The sequence below is a fragment of the Serratia sp. 121840015-1 genome (genome assembly GCF_053627655.1).
In genome coordinates, this window is sequence record NZ_JBSEYF010000010.1 from 1 (window position 1) to 17,667 (window position 17,667).

Genomic DNA, 17,667 nt, shown 5'->3' on the forward strand with positions numbered 1-17,667 from the left:
TGGGTTCTCAGCATTGACAGCAACACCAGAGAATGCAATGGCCGCTTTGGTAGCAACGGTGGTATCGCAATCGTTCAGCTGAATGTTGAAGCCTACAGCAGAGCTGGTTTTACCCGCCTCGCTCAGCGTGGCAGTTTTGACCTGGCCCAGCTGGACGGTTTGGTCTACAGAACCGGCATCAACGGCGCAAGCAGCGTTAACTACTTCACCTTTAAAGTGAACGGTACCACCGTTAACGGTAGTAGTTGCTGCATGAGCCAGGCCAGCAGTCATCAGAGAGGCGGCAATCAAGGTGTTGATAAGACGGATCTTACGCATAAGTTCAAAACTCCATGTCTTGGTAAAAGGCCAATAATTGGCATAACAACTTGATTCAAATGAGCATTTTTTCTGTTTGTCTCGCGCCAAATCGAACACGGAAAGACAAAAAAAGTAGTCAAAATGAACCAAATTGTATCATTTGGAGTTAAATATCGTTTTTGGCATAATTACAGTTAAATGTTTCGAAATAAATATGCATTGCAGTCAAAAAAGCTGGAGAGGCGATTGATGGGATAATATAAGAATGGATAAAGTATGGATTGCGACTGCAAAGAATTTTGCACTCTCAGATGTTTCTGCTGCGGTTGGCTAGTTAGGTAACTAATAAAAGCGGATATTCTGTTAAAAAAAAGAATCCAAGAAGAATTGACTTGGCGCAAATTATAGACGAAACTAATTACAATTTGGTTCATTTTGACTAATTCCTCTACAATTCCTTTTGCCAAACCTCTGCAAACCGACGATGATTGCTCGAGGTATATAACACTGTGTGTTGAATGTTTCTATGTCCCAAATAGTCCTGTATCAGCCGCGTATCTGTCCCCCTGTTAGCCAAAGCATATCCGCATGAATGCCTCAACATATGTGGATTAAGAGAGACGGCGATACTTGCCAAGGAACCGAACTTCTTCATCATGTTATAAACTTGTTGGCGAGAAAGAGGACCGCCTTTTTGCGAGAGAAATATCCAAGGTGATTCGCAGCCACGCCATGTTACTCTTTCCTCTAGCCAAGCTTTTAGAAGCTTTATCTCTGAAGCCAAAAGTGGATGCGTTGTTTTTAAGCCGCTTTTTAGCCTGTTTACGTGCACGACTTTATCAATGAGATTGATATCCGAAAATTTTAAGTGGCAGAGCTCACTAACCCTGAAACCATGAATAAAACACATTTGAATAAAACACTCATCTCGCTTAGGGAAACTTCCTTTACGAGATGCCTCAAGCAAGCGATCTATTTCATTTTGTGTAAGATATTTTCTTTTCTTCACAGAAACACCTCCATATTTTAGGCCGTGTGAAAAATTACCGTCGATTTTCAAGCTTCTTGATATCAATAGTATTATCTCAAGTGAAACATAGTTAGGCAATATAATTAAGGTATAAATCAAGATGGTTTAATCCGTGTATTAATATCACAGCCTATTTATTGAACGACATAACTTAATTGCGGACACCATCTATTTTTCAAGCTATCTTTTCCATGCATAATAACTTTTAAATAAAAAACGAATCACATTCCAATATGGAAACATCTGATTTCATCATGTCAATAAAAATGACTATACATACTACTTATCACTCTCCCGTCTATTAAACCCGACTAAGAATGCATTTCACATCATCATTGACCTGTTCGCGTCGTTGGCTAATACACTGCGACCTGGGTGATCCGCTAATACGTTCTTCTATTTATCTCATATACTGAGCACAAAAAGATTGTGTGGTGTGGAAGTGGCTGAAGTGAAAATCTCAAAGCTCCTGTGCAAGTGTAAGCATCCAGTAAATCGAATTATTCAATTTTAGAGATCTTTCGGCATATAGAATGTGTCCTTTAAAGAGATCATCATGCGCAAAGCCCATTTTACTGAGCATCAGATCATCCTCGTACTGAACTCCGTCGAAGCAGATTGGACCGTCAAAAATGTTTGCCGCGAAGCAGGAATATCTGAGGCCTCGTACTACAACTGAAAAGCAAAGCGCGGCGGGAATTCACCCTATGATATTAAATAAATAAAATATTTTAAGGAGGAAATAAAACGAGTATGCTTACATTTTCTGGTATTAGGTTTCTTTGTTGTGCAATTTCCTCGCGGTTATCGCTTTGTCCCTTCGTTATTCAAACGTCATCGTTCGCTTCCTTTCAGTGGCGATTACCCTTTGGTGAGCTGATACGTGCTTAAGCCACATTCCCAAATATCCGGCATGCCCGCAGGCATGCCGGACGCTACCTCACCGCCCCTCTTTCTCCCCCAGGAAGAAATACCACAGCGGAATGGAAAGCAGCAGGGTGAACACCAGCGTATACAGCAGCACCATCAGGCTCTGCATGATCACCATCTGGGCACTCCAGGTGCCGATCGGCAGTTGGAATTGCTCGACGGTGCCGCCGAGGATCGCTCGGCCCATCACGCAGCCGACCGCCACCGCCACGGTCGCCACCGCCGCGCGGAACTTGCGTACCTCGGCACGGCGGGCGGCCGCTTCCGGCGTTTCGTCCCGGTGGCTTTGCCGTTGGCCGCGCCAGCGCCACACGTCCACCAGCAGCAACGCCACGAGGCTCACGCCCATCACCGGCAGGCAATACCCCAGCGCCGATGCCACCAACAGCGTGACGGCACGCGACGGCAGGGAAAGCGCCAGCCAGGCGGCAATCAGCGTATGCACCGGATGCTGCGCCCCCGCCGCCGGGCGGCGGATCCACCACATGCGGTAACCCAACGCGACCATCAAGCACAACCCAAGGCCAAACGCCGCCAGCAGCAGCTGATTCGGCAAGCCGAACAGAATGCCCATGTGGGCGTCGATGCCCCAGCGGGTCAGCTTGGCGATGAGTGGGAAGGTGTCGAACCGCACCTGATCGATGACGACGAAGCTTTGCGGTGCGATGGCAACCGCGTCCACCTGCGTCGGCCAGCTGCGATCCACTTCGGTCACCGTCCAGGCTTTGCCCTCGCCTTTCGGCTGGCGCAGCTCGACCTTGGCGGCATCTATTCCGGCGGCGCGTGCAGCGTGCAACGCCCGATCCCAGTCGCCGTTCAGCGCATTGCTCTGCGCGGCAGGGCCCATCTTCATGCCCGGCATCATCCCGCGGTGCTCGGCGTGCGGATCGGCCGGCGTCTGCGGCGCATCGGCCTGCAGGCTGGCGTTGACCTGCGGCGTCAGCCAGCCCAGGTTGGCCCGCAGCGTGTCGATGTTGCCGCCGGCCCACTGCGACCAGGTCAGCCCGGTAGCCGAGAAGAACAGCAGCCCGGCCAGCAGCGCCACACCCAGCGTGATATGCCAATGGCGGCTGGCGGCGAAGCCCCCTTTTGCCCTTTTCAGCTTGCGCTTCGGCCGCGTCGCCAGCCACAGCGCCACGCCGCCCAGCGCAGCCACCCACAGCCAGGAGGCCGCCAGCTCACTGTAGTTGCGCCCTAGATCGCCAAGCAGCAGGCTGCTGTGAAGCTTGTCCAGCCAGGTGCGCAGCGGCAGCACGCCGGAGGTGCCGTACACCGTCATATCGCCCTTGATCGCCAGAGTGTAAGGGTCGACAAACAGCGCGCGCGATTCGGAAGCGCCCAGATCGGCGCCCGCGAACTGCACTCGCGTGGTGTCCATTGCGCCGGGTGCCGGGCGCACGGCGTAAATGCGCGCCTCGTCACCCACCGCGCGGCGGGCGGCGGCGATCTGGTCAGCCAGCGATCTCGCCTGTTCGTGCGGTTCGGTGAAAAGCGCATCGCGATACAGCGCCTCTTCAAGCTGCGGCGTCAGCACATACAGCGTGCCGGTCAATGCAGCGACCAGAATAAAAGGAGCGACCAGCAGGCCGATATAAAAATGCAGCCGTCTGATCAGGTTCAGCATCGCGCCACGCGGCGATGCGGCAGGTGGAGTTTTGGTTATTGAAGACATGGCCTTTCTCGTTTTTCAAACTGTGCGCGCAGGCAAACCGTCCGCAGCGATACGGACGGCGTTACCCATGATCAAGCAATAGGGAAAAACGGTTGGCCGGGCGGCCCGCGCGGGCTCGGCCGCAGAGTAAGGCGCCGAATGGGCGGAGAAACGATGCGCGGCGCGCAAGGCAGGCGCGCGATGCGCGCCATCAGCCACAGCAGCGGGACGAATGCCCACAGCAGCAGCGGCACGTGGATCAGCAGCTCGCAATAGCCGCAGAAAATCATCTCCGCAGGATCCATGCCGTGGTGGCCGGCATGCTCGGCAGCGGGCATCGCCATCGCGTGCATGTCGTGCGGCATAGCGGCGTCCGGTTGCGCCATGCCGCCCATCATCGGGTGGTGCATCAGCGATTTCGACACCACCGGCGCCACAAACAGCAACAGCACCGCCATAATGGCGATGCAGGCGGTAAAGCGTTGCTGTAGCTGGCGTGGCACTCTCATCGCGGCGGCGAATTAACCCGGTCGGTGGCGAACAAGCAGTCAGTGTAACCCGCGATGCGCGATGAGGTGAAAGAAAAGTCAGGTTTGTCTTACGCGCCCCCGACGGCGGCGATCACAGCACCCGCGAATAGACCCGCGAGGCTTCGCCCCAGGGGTGATACCCGAGCCCGTTATAAACGAAGCCGTTGCGCTCGTAGTAGCCCTCCAGATCGGTGCACAGGTGCAGCTGCGGGAAGCCCAACCGGCGGGTTTCCGCCGCCACATGTTCAATCAGTTTGGCGCCGTAGCCCCGGCCGCGCTGCGTTTCCTCTACGTAGAGCGCACACAGCCAGGGATACAGCTCGCCACGGCTGATAAAGTCGTTGGTGATGAGCCCCGCACAGCCGAGGATCTGGTCATTTTCCATCAGCAGGTACCACTGCGGCAGCGGGTTGGCGGCGCCGAGGCTGCAGTTGATGGCGTCTTCATACATCATCAACGTCTCTGCCGTGGCCCAGTGCCGCTGAAAATACGCAATGGCGCGCGGCGCCAGCTCGGGCGCTTGCCGCACCGAAATCATGTCCATCGTCATTCCCGTTATTCATGTTGTCAGCGTAGAATTATGCAGCAATATGCAGGGTATGGCAGCGGCATTCCGCCGCCGTCATTCACTAAGGAGTCATCATGACGCAAAACATCTATGACAATCAGGCCTTTTTCGACGGCTATGCGCAGCTCAGCCGCTCGCAGCACGGCCTGGACGGCGCGCCGGAATGGGCCGCCATCCGCCGCATCCTGCCGGATTTGCAGGGCAAAAGCGTGGTCGATCTCGGCTGCGGCTACGGCTGGTTTTGCCGCAGCGCGCGCGAACAGGGCGCCGCCGACGTGCTGGGATTGGACGTCTCGGAAAAGATGCTGGCCAAGGCGCGGGAGATGACCGCCGACGCGGACATCGAATACCGTCGGCAGGATTTGGCGCAGCTGCAGTTGCCGCCGGAAAGTTACGATCTGGTCTACAGCTCGCTGACGCTGCACTACCTCGAGGATCTGGCCGCCCTGTTCGCCACGGTGTATGCCGCGCTGAAACCCGGCGGGCAGTTCATCTTCACCGCCGAGCACCCGATCTACACCGCCCCGGCGCAGCAGGGCTGGTTGACCGACGGCAACGGGCAGAAATCCTGGCCGGTCAACGGTTACCAGCGAGAAGGCCAGCGCGTTTCCAACTGGCTGGCGGAAGGCGTCATCAAGCAGCACCGCACGCTTGGCGGCTATATCAACCCGCTGGCGCAGCAAGGGTTTATCATCCAGCATTTGAACGAATGGGGCCCCAGCGCGCAGCAAATCGCCGCTAATCCGGCGCTGGACGAAGAGCAGGAGCGCCCGATGATCTTCATTCTCGCCGCCCGCAAACCCGCCTGATTGATCCGCAGTAAACCGTTCACACCACCACAGTTGGGGAGGCTACCTCCCCCCAACGGCTATTATGCCGGCAACGCCACCCCGTGCGCCGCGAAGTGCGTCAGCGCCTCGCCTTCCATACGATAGCGCACCCACTCGCCCTGCGGCTGCGCGCCGATGCTGAGGTAGAAATCGATGGCCGGTTGGTTCCAGTCCAGCACGCTCCACTCCAGGCGACCGCACTGCCGTTCGCACGCCAGCTGGGCGATGTGCCGCAGCAGCTTTTTACCTGCGCCCGCGCCGCGATGCTTCGGCGCCACGTACAGGTCTTCCAGATAGATGCCGTTTTTACCCAGCCAGGTGGAGTAACTCATAAAGAACACCGCATAACCCGCCGGCTCGCCGTTCACCGTACAAATCAGCGCTTCGGAACAGGCGCCCGGCCCAAACAGGCTGCGTTCGATATCTTCCACGCTGGCCAGCACCTGCTCGCGCGCCTTTTCGTACACTGCCAGCTCGATAATCATATCCAGAATCAGTTTGGCGTCGCTTTTTTGCGCCGGGTAAATCTCGATGGTCATGGCAAATCCTGAGTGTGTTAATGACTGTGCTTGCCAGCATATCGCGCCTCCAATACTGTATGAACTGCATTTTCATCAACAGGTAATGAATATCATGCATCTGGATTTGAAGCGTCTCGATCTCAACCTGCTGCTGGTGTTCGAAGCGGTCTATCGGCTGCGATCGGTGACGCGCGCCGCGGCGGAGCTGGCCCTCAGCGCGTCGGCGCTGAGCCACGCGCTGATCCGGCTGCGCAAGGCGCTGGCGGACGAGCTGTTCTACCGGGTCGGTAACGACATGCACCCGACGGTGTATGCCGACAGCCTGGCCCCGACCGTCAGCGAAAGTCTGGCGCTGCTGGCCAAAGGGCTGCATCCGCGCCCGCGCTTCGTCCCCGCCGAAAGCCGGGAGAGCTTCACCTTCGCCATTACCGATTACACCGCCTTCGCGGTGTTTCCCGCGCTGATGGCGCAGATGCAGCGCCTGGCGCCAGGGCTGTCGTTCCAGCTGCGCTATTCCGAGCGAAAGGTGGCGCTGAACGATCTGCTGGCGGGGCATATCGACTTTGCACTGGGCTTTACCGAAACCGACGGCGAAAGCTACCCGGATATCGACGAGGTGAGCTGGCTGGAGGATGAGTATGTGGCGATTTGTTCACCCGCCTTCAGCGTAAAATACGGCGAACTGACGCTGGAAAACTACCTGCAGGCGCGCCATCTGGTGGTGACGCCGTGGAACGAACAGCGCGGCGTCATTGACTACCAGCTCGATAAGCTGGGGCTGCAGCGCGATATCGCCATCCGCACGCCTTCGCTGCTGGGAGCGCCGTTCATCGTCGCCGACAGCGAACTGGTGATGAGCATGCCGCGCTACGCCGCGCAAAAATTGCGGCAGGCGGCGGCGCTGGATATCCACCCCCTGCCGTTTCCGGTGCCGCCGTATCAGATTAAAATCTACCTGCACCGCAAGAACGGCCGGCCGGAGGCCTGCCGCTGGTTGCGGCAACAGCTGCAGGCGCTGGCGGCGTTATAACGCGGGTTCGCCGATCGGCAGATACCCCTGCCACAGCGGCCGGGCCGGTTTGCCGTGCGGGTTGGCCCGCAGATGCACGTGGTAGCCCTGCAGCGCCTGCAGCAGCAGGCAGTCGTCCACCTCGGCCAGGTCATCCTTGTGCTGCTGCGCGCTGTCCGTCAGCAGCACCCGTTTGGCTTTGTCCTTCGCCTCGTCGACGGAACGCGCCACAAACAGGCCGAACTGGTGCAATTCCGCCAGCTCATCGCTGCGGTAGCCGCCCACGTTGACGAAAAACAGCTTCTCTTCACCGGCGAACGGCGCAGGCTCCAGGCTCACGTCGTAACCGTCCGCCCAGTCGATGCGCGCATAGCCGTCGACATGCACCTTGCGCTTATCGCCGAACCACTTTTCACGCAGCAACGGATACGCCTCTTCCGGCCGATCCGCCGCCGCGAACTGCACGTCGTGCAGCTCAATATTGGCGCCCGGCGCCGTACCGCCCACATAAAACATCAATAATCCCGGCATGTTATTCTGCTCTCCTTGGTGATAATCGCTATATAAAATAATACATAACGAAACTCGTGCCAACGGCAGCGCCATTCTGTGTTATCAATAGGTGAGGTTTAATCTGTTGTGGAGGAACGCATGGCATTCAATATCGGTGATTTTGTTCAACGCACCACCGGCGGCCCAAAGATGACCGTGGTGGCGATCGACGGTGAAACCCTGGTTTGCAGCTGGAATGAACTGGGCAAAGAGCAGCGCACGGAGGTGCAGGCCAGCGACGTGGCGCTGTACCACGAAGATGGCGATTTCGGCGTCTGCTGAATGACCGGGGCGCACCGCGCCCCGTTATCGCTTCAGGCGCGAATGTCCTGATAGGCCGGCGTGGTATCAAACTCATGCTTGGCGAACGGGCAGAGCGGAATGATTTTACGCTGCTCCGCGCGCATCTTCTCCACCAGCAGCGCCACCAGCTTTTTGCCGACGCTCTGCCCCTTCAATGACTCATCCACCCAGGTGTGATCGATAATGGTCAGCTTGTCGCCGCTCGGCACGAAAGAGATCTCGGCGATCAGCTTGCCCTGCTCGTCATTGATATAAAAACGCTTGTCGTCTGCCAGTATTTTATGTTCCATATTATTTCTCCCTATATTTAAGTGCGCCGCTGGGGCAGGTGTCGATAACGCGTTTCACCTCCGCCGCGTCGGCATTGTCCGGCATAATCCACGGGCGGCGGTTCAGGGTAAAAATAGCCGCGTTGCCACGCACGCAGTTGGCGGAATGGCGGCATATCGCGCTGTTAAAATAAACGTCAATCTTGTCGCCGGAATAACGGCGGTAACCGGCGGCGGTCAATTCCTCGTCCATTTTGGCCTCACATTGCCTGTTTTATTGTTTTTGCTCCAGGCTCAAGTATAGGCAATGCCGCCGGCTTCACCACGCGTCTCGCTCACCGAAAAAAGTGGCGCAACTGCCCGCCGCCGCTAGAAAAAAACGTAAATTGTTCTAATCTTTATTCAGTAAGACAACATCATTCCGACAGTGGCTAAGGAGTTCGAAATGGGTGATAGCTCAAAAGACGGCGTAATTCTGCTGTCTCGCATATTACTGATGGTTCTGTTTATCATTTTCGGCTGGATGAAACTGGTCAACTTCGGTGCGACCGTCACGGCGATGGAAGGCTACGGCACGCCGATGCCTTATTTAGCGGCGATCGTTGCCGTGGTGGTGGAGTTTATTTTCGGCATCGCGCTTATTCTCGGTCTGTTTACTCGCCCTATCGCGGTCATTTTCGCCCTGTATGTGTTGGGCACCGCGTTTATCGGCCATCCGTTCTGGAAAATGACCGGCATGGAAATGATGGGCAATGAAATCAACTTCTTTAAAAACATCAGCATCATTGGCGGCTTGCTGTTGCTGGCGGTAACCGGCGCCGGCCGTTATTCGCTGGACTATAAAATATTTAATAAATAATTCATCGATGGCCGGCGATATTCGCCGGCCATTTTATTTCGGCTATCCCTTCAACGGCTGCGCTTGGCGTGGCGCTCAAAGTTTTCCGCCTTGGCCTGCGCCGATTTACGCAGCGTGACATAGCAGGCGCCCTCGCCGCCGTCGCGCGGTAAGGCGCGGCAAAATGCCTGTACCTGTTCAAACTGCGCCAGCCACTTGGCGACGTAACTGCGCACGATATTCGGATGGCTTTCGTTCTGCCGCCCGCGACCGTGCACGATCAGCAGCGAACGCAGGTTTTGCGCCTCCGCCTGCACGATGAAGCGAAACAGCGCCTGCCGGCTGGCTTCGACCGACTGACGCAGCAGGTTCAGCGACGCCTGCGGCGGATAACGCCCGTTGCGCAGCTTGTCCAGCACGCCCTGCTGAATGCCTTCCCCTTTGAACTCCAGCGGCTGTTCGCAGGGGATCACCTCGAGAAAATCGGTGCTGAGGAAGTTTTCCTGCATCAGCCGATGCGCTTCGCGCCGCGCGCTTTTGTCCACCGCCTCCTGCGGCTTGAGGTACAGCGTCTGCCGTCCGCTCGCCAGCGGCACCACGTCCGCCATCGCCTGTTCAAAAAAGTCTTTTTCCTGCTCGCTCATGTTCCACCTCTCTTGAACGGCAGCCTTTACGGCCGGGAATGGGGTCGATTGTAAGACGCCTTGGCGCGGTTGCAAGCCGGGAATTGTCAGCAGCATTTGTCTCATTTGTCGTCAACGGGTGAGCTTGCGAACAGTTTTCGCTATACTGCTAAGCCATCATTGAGTGCCGCAAAGGATCGAGCCCATGACAATGCGCGAGCTGGAAATCCAGTTTCAAAATGCGATGAATGAGTTGCAGAGCAGCTTCGAACGGCAACACCGCGAATGGCAGCAGAGCTACCAGGCGCTGCAGCAACTGCTGGAAGAAGCCAAACAGCGCGAAGCCGCGCTGCGGGCGCAGAATGAACAACTGGCGCGCAAGCTGAGCACCGCCAGCTCGGTACCGGAACAGCATGCGCTGGTGAAGCAGATCAAAATGCTCGGCGCTCATCTGGACGCGCTGGCCAAAGACGCGGCCACCTTCAATCACCACCTGCGCCAACAGAGCGCGGTCGGTAATTTCAGCGGCGAACAGCATTGATAGCGGGCGCTGTCGCACAGCGCCTCCCGCCCCTCTTCTGGCGTATTGAGAGTGTAATAAAGCCTAAATGACCTGGATCATCCTCGCCGCCCTGATCGTCGTATTTATTATCGGTTACCGCGTCCTGACGTCCGACACCCGCAAAGCCATCGATTCGCTGGCCCATCTGCTGAGGGTCAAACCGATGCTGATCGAATCGATGATCCAGGAAATGGGCGGCCGCCAAAGCCAGACCTTTATTCGCATGCTGAACAACGGCTACACCGAAGAGATGCACCAGGCGGCTTATCTGCTGTTCATCTACCTGACGTTCATCAAACAGGCGGACGACGAACAGATTGCCCTGTGGCGCGACGTGCTGCTGCGCGCCGGGCTGTCGCCGGAGCTGCACGCCGAGCACACCGAAGCGGCGCTGTTTTACTTCGCCGAGCTGGATATCGATGCGTTTGAACTGGCGCAGTTCCGTCGCGCCTACAACGAGCATTTCAACCGCGAAGCGTTGGCCCACGGCTGATCGCGTCCCCCAAGGCGGGGGACCGATTACAGGAACATGCTGAAGAGATAGCGCGACAGCGCTTCGCGCGAGCTGAAGCCATGTGCGATGCCGTAACGCAGGTTCGGGGCGTCGCCGCTTAAATCCAGGGGAAATTCCAGATACTGCTCGCTGGTGCGCACCGGGGAGGTTGGCGTGGCGAAATGCACGCTTCTCTCTTTCAACGCCGGGTGGATCACCAACGCGGTTCTGCCCATCCGCGCTTCGCGATTCACATACACGTAGTGTGCACCCTTGCGGTAGCCATAGGCCTGATCGGTGACATAATCACGCTCAAAGCCGGTATTCTCCAACACTTTAGCCACTTCATCCGGCCGTAAATACATCGATTCCTCCTCTCATTCTGGACCGCTGAGCGACCTTACCGTAATCATTCACCGAAACAATGATTTTCTGGGGAGGAATCCGGGTTTCAGACTATTCCTGAATCAGCTCCGGCTGCGCTGCAGCAGGCGCAGGGTGAGCAACACCCCGAGCGCCACCAGCAGGGCCGCCGCCAGATAGATCGACGGCACGCCTGCCTGCCCGATTAACAATCCAGCCAGCGGTCCGGTGATGCCCAGCGTCAGGTCGAGGAACGCCGAATAGGTGCCGAGCGCCGTGCCCTGATTCTGCGGCGGCACCTGTTTCACCGCCTCAACGCCCAGCGCCGGGAACACCAGCGAAAAACCGGCGCCGGCCAGCAACGCGCCGGTTTGCACCATCCAGGGCTCGCCGGCCTGCCAGATCAACAGCAGCCCGACGATCTCGACCAGAAACGACGCCAGCGTCACCTTCAGACCGCCGTGGCGGTTGATGACGTTGCTGAAGATCAGGCGGATGCCGACGAAGGCGCAGCTGAACAGCGTCAGCGAAAACGCCGCGCCGCTCCAACCTTTGTCGGCATAGTAAAGCGTGATGAACGTGGCGATCACGCCGAAGCCGACGGTGCCCATCGCCAGCCCGAGACCATAGGCCCAAATGCGACCGAACACCGCGCGAAAGGCGATGCGCTGCCCGGCGGCGATCGAGACGTCCGGCTTGCCGCTCGCCAACAGCAGCGCCACCGCGACCGCCAGCACGATCAGCGCCGCCACCCCGGCCAATCCCCACTGTTGATTCAGGTACACGCCGAGCGGCGCCCCGGCCGCCATCGCCCCGTAAGTGGCAACGCCGTTCCAGGAAATCACCCGCGCGGTATGCATCGCTCCGACCCGGCCGATACCCCACAGCGTGGAACCGGTGCTGGCGAAGCTTTCGCCGACGCCGAGAAACACCCGCCCCACGCACAGCAACAGCAGGCTGAGCCACGGGTAACCGTCAACGCCGAATGCTAGCGCGTAAAACAGGCCGCTGGTGCCGCAGCACGCCAGGCCGAACAGCACCACCTTCTTCGGCCCCAGCTGATCGGCATAGCGCCCAGCGTGCGGGCGGCTGAACAGCGTGGCGAAGTACTGCGCGCTGATGATAAGGCCCGCCAGCACCGAGTTGTAGCCCAGATGCTCATGCACAAATCCCGGCAGCACCGCCAGCGGCAGGCCGATGGTCAGGTAGCAAACGAAGGTGAACATCACCACGGACAGAATGCGTCGGTTCAGCTGGAGGTTATTTTCTGCGGTCATCGAAGGTGGCTCGCATCGGACGGGGTAGACAGAGATTGCCAGCATACCCCGATGGGATCTGATGATAAATGAGAGAGTTATAACGAATTATTATTTAACTAAGCGTTTGCTGCCTGCGCCATTCGCTGGGGTTGGCACCGTATACGCGCAAGAATTCGCGATTAAAATTCGATTTGGTGGTAAATCCCGACTCATGCATGATTTCGGTTATCGGGCGGTCGCCGACAAGCAGCCTTCGCGCCGCCTCACGGATACGCAATTGGTTCACGTATTGCGAGACATTCATCCCGGCATACTGATTGATGGCCTGCGACACCCGGCGTGCCGGTAATCCGCTTTTGCGCGCCAACAGCGCCAAATTCAGCTCCGGTTGCAAATAAAGATCGTCTTTCAGCAATCGCTGTTGCACCTGAACAAACCAGTGGTGGATCAGGTCATCGTTCACCACGCCGGCTTTAACAGGCTCCGGCGTTTCCTCGACCGGTTGCTCCGCCGGCCGGGTGCGGGACAAGACCAGGTACACGCCCAACGTAAGCAGGAAAGTGTCGACCGTCACCAACAGGCCAGCATGTCGCCCGCCAAACCAGGCAAAATCGAGGGTAATGATCAGCTCCGCTATCGCGACGGTGAACAATAAAATGGCTAACCCACGCCACAGCCGGCAGCAGAGCCAGCTTTCCGCCAACGCCACCTGCTTCAAACTATTCTCACCGCCACGCAGTGCATACCACAAGGCCACGCCGTAACCCGCATCGGCGACAATAATCAACGCATCCAACCAAACTGGCGCATACCGACTGGCCAACAACGTCAGACACAAGGGCGTCAGATGCCAAACATCAGCCAGCCGCAATCGCCCCTGTGTGCTCATCCGGAAAGTCAGCCAGACCAGCACCGGGATCATGACGGCGCCAATAGGCTGCAATCGGTTGAACTGCGTTAAGTCGTAACCGTAACGCAACCCCACCAGCAGGCTTTGCCATGCGCACAGCAGCAGCAACAGCTGAAAAACCCAACGCCGGGCGCTGGGCCGGCCAAGGCGAAGCAACAGCCCGCAGCACAGCAGGCTGAACAAAAAGGTAACGGGAATGAGCGGCATGCATTACGCCTTATCCAAAGAGACGAAGCGGAAAAGTGTAGGGTGTGAAGTCTATTAAAACAATAATTTAACGACCTTGATCGCGATCGAGGTCGCCGAGAGGCACCGCCGATGTCACCTTTGCGCTTTTGTCGTAATGAGGATGTGAGGATGAAAAAATTACTGTCTCTGTGGCTGCTGCTGTGCACGACGGCCAGCGCATCGCCTTATCAGATCGCCATACATGATGAAGCGTTCTCCCGGGGTTCACGCACGCTCGCCAGCCGTATTTATTATCCCACGGATGCCGAAGGCCCACGACAAAGTGTCGGAGCCAATCCGGTATTCACCGGTATTGCCGGCCAAGTTGACGCACCACCGGCCAAGGGCACCTTTCCGTTGGTAGTGTTCAGTCACGGCAGCGGAGGGAACCATGCCAGCCAGGCCTGGCTGGCGGCAGCGCTGGTTCGCCATGGCGTGGTGGTGATCGCCGCCAACGCACCCGGCAGCACCACCGGCGACTCTATCCCGGCGCAGTCCGTCAATCTTTGGCGGCAAACCGAAGATATCTCCACGCTGATTGACGCTATCCGCGCCTCTCCTCGCTGGGCTGCGCTCGTTAACCCCGATGCCATCGGCGTTGTCGGCCACTCCAAGGGCGGTTACAGCGCCATCGCGGCCATCGGCGGCAGAGTCAGGCTGGCAGATTTCATCGCCGGTTGCCGGCAACGGCCGCAGTCACCCAACTGCCGGTTCTATACCCAGGCCAGGGTTGACCTGACGCAGGTCGCCGCCGATCGGTTCGATGCCGATTATACCGACCCGCGCATCCGCTTTGCCGTCGCCCTCGATCCCGGCATGGTGCCCTATCTGCAGCCGGAGAGTCTGCGCCACCTAAACGCCCCATTATTGATTATTGAACCGAAAGACTATCTGCCAGACGAGAAAGGCACGCGTTTGGGTGGCGCGTCGCTGGCAGCTGACGGCGGTGAACAGCCTATCCGCGCACAGCGATTAACCCACGGCAATCATTTCGATTTCTTGCCCATGTGCCAACCCAACGGCCGCCACATTTTGGCGTCCGAAGAAAAAGACGCGGAAGTCCTGTGCGCAACCACGCCTGCCCAACGGGAATGGGTACATCAGCAAACGGTGGCGGCCATATTGCCGTTCATTCGCCCCTGGCTACCCGCGCACGCAGAAAATCGATAAAGGCTCGTACCTTCTCCGGCACATGGCGGGTGTTCGGGTAGAGCGCATAGATGCTCTGCTCGGGGAAACGGTGATCCGGCAGCAACCGCTGCAGCCGGCCGGCGTCGATGTCGGGCTGCGCCAGCCACGCCGGCAGCAGCGCCACCCCGGCGCCATGCAGGGCGAACGCCAGCAATGCTGCGGCGCTGTCACCGGTGAGCGTGGCAGCGTCCGCGACCTTGAACAGCACCGCTTCGCGCTGCGGCGTGGCCACCTGCCAGCTGAGCGGTGAACTGAGCCGGCTGTGGGCGATCCACTGCGCCTGCGCCAGATCCGTCAGCGAATGAATCGGCCGGTCGGCCAGATAACCCGGCGCCGCCACCGGAAAAATGGCGAAGCTGTCGATCAGCGCCGCGCGGTGGCTGGAATCCGCCAACTGGCCCAGGCGGATCGCCACGTCGAAGCGCTCAGAGATCAGATCGGCGTGATAAGAAGAAGAGACATGCTGGATGCGCAACCGTGGATGCTGTCGCGAAAATGCCGCCAGCGCCGGCACCACCACCTGCGCGCCGTACTCCGGCGTACTGGTGATACGCAGCACGCCGCTCAGCCCGTGATGATCGCGACGCACGTCGTCCAGCACGTTTTCCGCCTCCTGCAGCAGCTGCAGGCTGCGCTGGTAGAAGCGTTCGCCGGCATCGGTCAGCGACAGCCGTCGGGTGCTGCGCGCCAGCAGTGACACCCCCAGCTCGTTCTCCAGCTGCTTGACGTTAAAGCTCACCACCGCCTTGGTTTGCCCCAGCGCCGCCGCAGCAGCGGTAAAGCTACCCGCTTCCACCACCGCCGCGAAGGTCGCCAGACGCTGCAAATTCAGCATTTCACCGCCCTTATTGTCAAAATCATTTTGACAGTGTAATCGCCCGCCGCCGATTTATCCGCACTTTTTCCCCCGATACACTGCTCGCCTTCAACCGGAGGCACCATGTCTTATCGCAGCAAAGTGGCAATCGTCTATCTGCTCGGCTTTTTCGTCGATCTGATCAATATGTTTATCGCCAACGTCGCCTACCCCGCCATCGGCCAGGCGATGCGGGCGTCGGTCAGCCAACTGGCGTGGGTCAGCAACGGCTATATTCTCGGCCTGACGCTGGTGATCCCGCTCAGCGCCTGGCTGGCGCAGCGCATCGGCGGGCGGCGGGTGTTCCTTCTGTCGCTGGCGCTGTTCATGCTGGCTACCCTCGGCGCGGGCAACGCCGACAGCATCGGTGCGCTGATCGGCTGGCGCACCCTGCAAGGCATGGGCGGCGGCTTGCTGATCCCCATCGGTCAAACGCTGACCTACCAGCTGTACCGCAGCCATGAACGCGCCGGGCTGTCTGCGGCCATCATGCTGGTGGGGCTGCTGGCCCCGGCGCTGTCACCGGCGCTGGGCGGCTGGCTCGTCGATCGGCTGGACTGGCGCTGGGTGTTTTTCGCCAACCTGCCGCTGGCGGCCGTGGCCCTGGCCCTGGCGGCGCTGTGGCTGCGCGCGGAAACGTCGGCGGCGGTGCGTAAACCGCTCGACGGCAAAGGACTGCTGAGCGCCTGCGCGGCGTTGACGCTGCTGCTGCTCGGCCTGACCCGGCTGAGCGAGGCCGGTCATCAGGCTTCCGGCGCGGCGCTGCTGGCCGCCGGCCTGCTGGTGCTAGCCTATTATCTGCGCCATAGCCTGCGCACCCCGCAGCCGCTGCTGAACCTGCGGCTGGTCGCCGATCCGCTGCTACGCAACGCCATGGCGGTTTATTTGTGCATTCCCGGCCTGTTCATCGGCGTCAGCCTGGTGGCGATGCTGTATCTGCAAAACCAGCTGGGGATGCCCGCCGCCCAGGTCGGCGGCCTGATGCTGCCCTGGGCGCTGGCGTCGTTCCTGGCCATCACGCTGACCGGCAAAACCTTTAATCGCCTCGGCCCACGGCCGCTGCTGATCGCCGGCTGCCTGTTGCAAGGCGCCGGCATGCTGACGCTGGCGCAGATCGATCTGGCCGGCCAGCACGCATTGCAGATCGCCGCCTTCGCCCTGATGGGGTTTGGCGGCAGCCTGTGCAGCAGCACCGCGCAGAGTAGCGCGTTCCTGCAGATCCCCGACGCTCAGTTAGCGGATGCCAGCGCGCTGTGGAACATCAACCGCCAGCTCAGTTTTTGCCTCGGCGTGGCGCTGCTCAGCCTGCTGCTGAATTTGCTGCTGACCGGGCTACCGCCCGCGGCGGCCTACCGCACCTGCTTCATTCTGGCGGGCGCCAGCGTATTTATCCCGCTGCTGCTGTGCCTGCGCCTCGCCAACCGCGCCATCGTGCGCCAACTCAACGCTCAACAGGATGCTTTATGAACCCGTATTTTACCGAAGTGATCGACGCCCACATCGCCATTGAACGCTGGCTGGGCAAAGGAGCTGGAGAAGAACAGGCGCTGCTGGCGCGCTTTACGCCGGATTTCAGCATGATCGCGCTGAGCGGCGCTCCGCTGGATTTTGCCGCGCTGTGCGCCTTTTTCCGCGCGCATCGCGCCGCCAAACCGGGATTGGAAATCGAGATAGAAGAGATGAAGCTGGTGGCCGAATGGCCGACGGGCGCGGTAGTCAGCTACCGGGAAAAACAGAGCCTGCCGGGACAAAGCGCTACGCTGCGCTATTCCACGGTGGTCTTTGAACGTCAGCCCAACTTACTCAGTTGGCGGCATTTGCACGAAACCGCCGCGGCGCAATAATTACAAA

At 58.7% G+C, this 17,667-nt stretch carries 23 protein-coding genes and 1 pseudogene; 10 read left to right on the plus strand and 14 right to left on the minus strand.

Annotation, left to right across the window (positions count from 1 at the left end; all coding sequences use genetic code 11):
- On the minus strand, positions 1-318 hold a 318-nt coding region (locus ACUXAC_RS25340; RefSeq protein ID WP_454266985.1), incomplete at its 3' end, for a fimbrial protein.
- A gap of 430 nt (positions 319-748) precedes the next feature.
- The gene (locus ACUXAC_RS25345) at positions 749-1,309 is read right to left on the minus strand and encodes a tyrosine-type DNA invertase (protein WP_072271062.1); all 561 of its coding nucleotides are present in this window, start codon (positions 1,307-1,309) and stop codon (positions 749-751) included.
- 577 nt (positions 1,310-1,886) lie between these two features.
- On the opposite strand from ACUXAC_RS25345, the pseudogene ACUXAC_RS25350 reads away from it, so the two are divergent.
- Positions 1,887-2,006 (plus strand): annotated as a pseudogene (locus ACUXAC_RS25350) (transposase); the annotation flags it as partial.
- Positions 2,007-2,270: 264 nt separating this feature from the next.
- On the opposite strand, the gene ACUXAC_RS25355 reads toward ACUXAC_RS25350, so the two are convergent.
- The 3 genes from ACUXAC_RS25355 to ACUXAC_RS25365 form a co-directional block, all read right to left on the minus strand.
- Positions 2,271-3,932 (minus strand): DUF2534 family protein, encoded by a 1,662-nt coding sequence (locus ACUXAC_RS25355; RefSeq protein ID WP_387444592.1) that lies wholly within the window; start codon positions 3,930-3,932, stop codon positions 2,271-2,273.
- A 71-nt stretch (positions 3,933-4,003) separates the two neighbouring features.
- On the minus strand, positions 4,004-4,420 hold the full coding sequence (locus ACUXAC_RS25360) for a DUF2946 domain-containing protein (protein ID WP_240295998.1): 417 nt from the start codon (positions 4,418-4,420) through the stop codon (positions 4,004-4,006).
- A gap of 112 nt (positions 4,421-4,532) precedes the next feature.
- Entirely contained in the window at positions 4,533-4,985 is a 453-nt protein-coding gene (locus ACUXAC_RS25365; protein ID WP_080352605.1) for a GNAT family N-acetyltransferase, read from the minus strand.
- 98 nt (positions 4,986-5,083) lie between these two features.
- Here ACUXAC_RS25365 and ACUXAC_RS25370 point away from each other — a divergent pair, with 98 nt between their 5' ends.
- Positions 5,084-5,818, plus strand: coding sequence for a class I SAM-dependent methyltransferase (locus tag ACUXAC_RS25370; RefSeq protein ID WP_147840210.1), 735 nt, complete (start codon positions 5,084-5,086; stop codon positions 5,816-5,818).
- Between the two features lie 62 nt (positions 5,819-5,880).
- Here the strand turns inward: ACUXAC_RS25370 and ACUXAC_RS25375 are convergent, their stop codons facing one another.
- Positions 5,881-6,378 carry a GNAT family N-acetyltransferase gene (locus ACUXAC_RS25375; protein ID WP_141967070.1) on the minus strand — a complete coding sequence of 166 codons (498 nt, stop codon included), beginning with the start codon at positions 6,376-6,378 and terminating at the stop codon, positions 5,881-5,883.
- Between the two features lie 85 nt (positions 6,379-6,463).
- On the opposite strand from ACUXAC_RS25375, the gene ACUXAC_RS25380 reads away from it, so the two are divergent.
- Positions 6,464-7,390, plus strand: coding sequence for a LysR substrate-binding domain-containing protein (locus ACUXAC_RS25380; protein WP_387444586.1), 927 nt, complete (start codon positions 6,464-6,466; stop codon positions 7,388-7,390).
- On the opposite strand, the gene ACUXAC_RS25385 is transcribed toward ACUXAC_RS25380, so the two are convergent.
- Complete coding sequence (locus ACUXAC_RS25385) at positions 7,385-7,900, minus strand: DUF1543 domain-containing protein (RefSeq protein ID WP_070913755.1); 516 nt, start codon at positions 7,898-7,900, stop codon at positions 7,385-7,387. The genes ACUXAC_RS25380 and ACUXAC_RS25385 overlap by 6 nt on opposite strands.
- Positions 7,901-8,020: 120 nt before the next feature.
- Here ACUXAC_RS25385 and ACUXAC_RS25390 point away from each other — a divergent pair, with 120 nt between their 5' ends.
- Positions 8,021-8,203 carry a YodC family protein gene (locus ACUXAC_RS25390; RefSeq protein ID WP_025303973.1) on the plus strand — a complete coding sequence of 61 codons (183 nt, stop codon included), beginning with the start codon at positions 8,021-8,023 and terminating at the stop codon, positions 8,201-8,203.
- A 32-nt stretch (positions 8,204-8,235) separates the two neighbouring features.
- On the opposite strand, the gene ACUXAC_RS25395 is transcribed toward ACUXAC_RS25390, so the two are convergent.
- Positions 8,236-8,514: a GNAT family N-acetyltransferase gene (locus ACUXAC_RS25395; protein ID WP_387444581.1), complete on the minus strand. Its 279-nt coding sequence runs from the start codon at positions 8,512-8,514 to the stop codon at positions 8,236-8,238.
- 1 nt (position 8,515) lies between these two features.
- Complete coding sequence (locus ACUXAC_RS25400) at positions 8,516-8,746, minus strand: (4Fe-4S)-binding protein (protein ID WP_016929825.1); 231 nt, start codon at positions 8,744-8,746, stop codon at positions 8,516-8,518.
- Positions 8,747-8,938: 192 nt separating this feature from the next.
- Here ACUXAC_RS25400 and ACUXAC_RS25405 point away from each other — a divergent pair, with 192 nt between their 5' ends.
- On the plus strand, positions 8,939-9,352 hold the full coding sequence (locus ACUXAC_RS25405) for a DoxX family protein (RefSeq protein WP_016929826.1): 414 nt from the start codon (positions 8,939-8,941) through the stop codon (positions 9,350-9,352).
- Positions 9,353-9,402: 50 nt separating this feature from the next.
- On the opposite strand, the gene smrA is transcribed toward ACUXAC_RS25405, so the two are convergent.
- Entirely contained in the window at positions 9,403-9,975 is a 573-nt protein-coding gene (gene smrA / locus ACUXAC_RS25410) for a DNA endonuclease SmrA (RefSeq protein ID WP_387444576.1), read from the minus strand.
- A 184-nt stretch (positions 9,976-10,159) separates the two neighbouring features.
- Between smrA and ACUXAC_RS25415 the strand changes: the two genes are divergently transcribed.
- Positions 10,160-10,495 carry an MbeD/MobD family mobilization/exclusion protein gene (locus ACUXAC_RS25415; protein WP_004928976.1) on the plus strand — a complete coding sequence of 112 codons (336 nt, stop codon included), beginning with the start codon at positions 10,160-10,162 and terminating at the stop codon, positions 10,493-10,495.
- 67 nt (positions 10,496-10,562) lie between these two features.
- Positions 10,563-11,009, plus strand: coding sequence for a DUF1198 family protein (locus ACUXAC_RS25420; RefSeq protein ID WP_387444572.1), 447 nt, complete (start codon positions 10,563-10,565; stop codon positions 11,007-11,009).
- A 26-nt stretch (positions 11,010-11,035) separates the two neighbouring features.
- Here the strand turns inward: ACUXAC_RS25420 and ACUXAC_RS25425 are convergent, their stop codons facing one another.
- From ACUXAC_RS25425 to ACUXAC_RS25435, 3 genes are all read right to left on the minus strand, one after another.
- Positions 11,036-11,374 carry a DUF2002 family protein gene (locus ACUXAC_RS25425; RefSeq protein ID WP_038872785.1) on the minus strand — a complete coding sequence of 113 codons (339 nt, stop codon included), beginning with the start codon at positions 11,372-11,374 and terminating at the stop codon, positions 11,036-11,038.
- Between the two features lie 102 nt (positions 11,375-11,476).
- Positions 11,477-12,649 carry an MFS transporter gene (locus tag ACUXAC_RS25430; protein WP_454266989.1) on the minus strand — a complete coding sequence of 391 codons (1,173 nt, stop codon included), beginning with the start codon at positions 12,647-12,649 and terminating at the stop codon, positions 11,477-11,479.
- 94 nt (positions 12,650-12,743) lie between these two features.
- A complete protein-coding gene (locus tag ACUXAC_RS25435; RefSeq protein WP_197834638.1) occupies positions 12,744-13,748 on the minus strand; it encodes a helix-turn-helix domain-containing protein in 1,005 nt (334 codons plus the stop codon).
- Positions 13,749-13,898: 150 nt separating this feature from the next.
- Here ACUXAC_RS25435 and ACUXAC_RS25440 point away from each other — a divergent pair, with 150 nt between their 5' ends.
- Positions 13,899-14,939 carry an alpha/beta hydrolase family protein gene (locus ACUXAC_RS25440; RefSeq protein WP_387444563.1) on the plus strand — a complete coding sequence of 347 codons (1,041 nt, stop codon included), beginning with the start codon at positions 13,899-13,901 and terminating at the stop codon, positions 14,937-14,939.
- Here the strand turns inward: ACUXAC_RS25440 and ACUXAC_RS25445 are convergent.
- The gene (locus tag ACUXAC_RS25445; protein ID WP_141960017.1) at positions 14,899-15,795 is read right to left on the minus strand and encodes a LysR family transcriptional regulator; all 897 of its coding nucleotides are present in this window, start codon (positions 15,793-15,795) and stop codon (positions 14,899-14,901) included. The genes ACUXAC_RS25440 and ACUXAC_RS25445 overlap by 41 nt on opposite strands.
- 105 nt (positions 15,796-15,900) lie before the next feature.
- On the opposite strand from ACUXAC_RS25445, the gene ACUXAC_RS25450 reads away from it, so the two are divergent.
- Both ACUXAC_RS25450 and ACUXAC_RS25455 read left to right on the plus strand, forming a co-directional pair.
- Positions 15,901-17,283 carry an MFS transporter gene (locus ACUXAC_RS25450; RefSeq protein WP_387444561.1) on the plus strand — a complete coding sequence of 461 codons (1,383 nt, stop codon included), beginning with the start codon at positions 15,901-15,903 and terminating at the stop codon, positions 17,281-17,283.
- Positions 17,280-17,660 (plus strand): DUF4440 domain-containing protein, encoded by a 381-nt coding sequence (locus tag ACUXAC_RS25455; protein ID WP_230490008.1) that lies wholly within the window; start codon positions 17,280-17,282, stop codon positions 17,658-17,660. Before ACUXAC_RS25450 ends, ACUXAC_RS25455 begins: the two co-directional genes overlap by 4 nt.
- The last annotated feature ends 7 nt before the right edge of the window (positions 17,661-17,667 follow it).

Excerpts from the sequence above, each read along its gene's own strand:
- ACUXAC_RS25420 (WP_387444572.1), top strand. The coding sequence starts at position 10,563 with ATGACCTGGATCATCCTCGCCGCCCTGATCGTCGTATTTATTATCGGT.
- ACUXAC_RS25385 (WP_070913755.1), bottom strand. The coding sequence starts at position 7,900 with ATGCCGGGATTATTGATGTTTTATGTGGGCGGTACGGCGCCGGGCGCC.
- ACUXAC_RS25440 (WP_387444563.1), top strand. The coding sequence starts at position 13,899 with ATGAAAAAATTACTGTCTCTGTGGCTGCTGCTGTGCACGACGGCCAGC.
- ACUXAC_RS25415 (WP_004928976.1), top strand. The coding sequence starts at position 10,160 with ATGACAATGCGCGAGCTGGAAATCCAGTTTCAAAATGCGATGAATGAG.
- ACUXAC_RS25455 (WP_230490008.1), top strand. The coding sequence starts at position 17,280 with ATGAACCCGTATTTTACCGAAGTGATCGACGCCCACATCGCCATTGAA.
- ACUXAC_RS25430 (WP_454266989.1), bottom strand. The coding sequence starts at position 12,649 with ATGACCGCAGAAAATAACCTCCAGCTGAACCGACGCATTCTGTCCGTG.
- ACUXAC_RS25405 (WP_016929826.1), top strand. The coding sequence starts at position 8,939 with ATGGGTGATAGCTCAAAAGACGGCGTAATTCTGCTGTCTCGCATATTA.
- ACUXAC_RS25425 (WP_038872785.1), bottom strand. The coding sequence starts at position 11,374 with ATGTATTTACGGCCGGATGAAGTGGCTAAAGTGTTGGAGAATACCGGC.
- ACUXAC_RS25395 (WP_387444581.1), bottom strand. The coding sequence starts at position 8,514 with ATGGAACATAAAATACTGGCAGACGACAAGCGTTTTTATATCAATGAC.
- ACUXAC_RS25375 (WP_141967070.1), bottom strand. The coding sequence starts at position 6,378 with ATGACCATCGAGATTTACCCGGCGCAAAAAAGCGACGCCAAACTGATT.
- ACUXAC_RS25435 (WP_197834638.1), bottom strand. The coding sequence starts at position 13,748 with ATGCCGCTCATTCCCGTTACCTTTTTGTTCAGCCTGCTGTGCTGCGGG.
- ACUXAC_RS25365 (WP_080352605.1), bottom strand. The coding sequence starts at position 4,985 with ATGGACATGATTTCGGTGCGGCAAGCGCCCGAGCTGGCGCCGCGCGCC.
- ACUXAC_RS25380 (WP_387444586.1), top strand. The coding sequence starts at position 6,464 with ATGAATATCATGCATCTGGATTTGAAGCGTCTCGATCTCAACCTGCTG.
- ACUXAC_RS25450 (WP_387444561.1), top strand. The coding sequence starts at position 15,901 with ATGTCTTATCGCAGCAAAGTGGCAATCGTCTATCTGCTCGGCTTTTTC.
- ACUXAC_RS25370 (WP_147840210.1), top strand. The coding sequence starts at position 5,084 with ATGACGCAAAACATCTATGACAATCAGGCCTTTTTCGACGGCTATGCG.
- ACUXAC_RS25360 (WP_240295998.1), bottom strand. The coding sequence starts at position 4,420 with ATGAGAGTGCCACGCCAGCTACAGCAACGCTTTACCGCCTGCATCGCC.
- ACUXAC_RS25445 (WP_141960017.1), bottom strand. The coding sequence starts at position 15,795 with ATGCTGAATTTGCAGCGTCTGGCGACCTTCGCGGCGGTGGTGGAAGCG.
- ACUXAC_RS25400 (WP_016929825.1), bottom strand. The coding sequence starts at position 8,746 with ATGGACGAGGAATTGACCGCCGCCGGTTACCGCCGTTATTCCGGCGAC.
- smrA (WP_387444576.1), bottom strand. The coding sequence starts at position 9,975 with ATGAGCGAGCAGGAAAAAGACTTTTTTGAACAGGCGATGGCGGACGTG.
- ACUXAC_RS25355 (WP_387444592.1), bottom strand. The coding sequence starts at position 3,932 with ATGTCTTCAATAACCAAAACTCCACCTGCCGCATCGCCGCGTGGCGCG.
- ACUXAC_RS25390 (WP_025303973.1), top strand. The coding sequence starts at position 8,021 with ATGGCATTCAATATCGGTGATTTTGTTCAACGCACCACCGGCGGCCCA.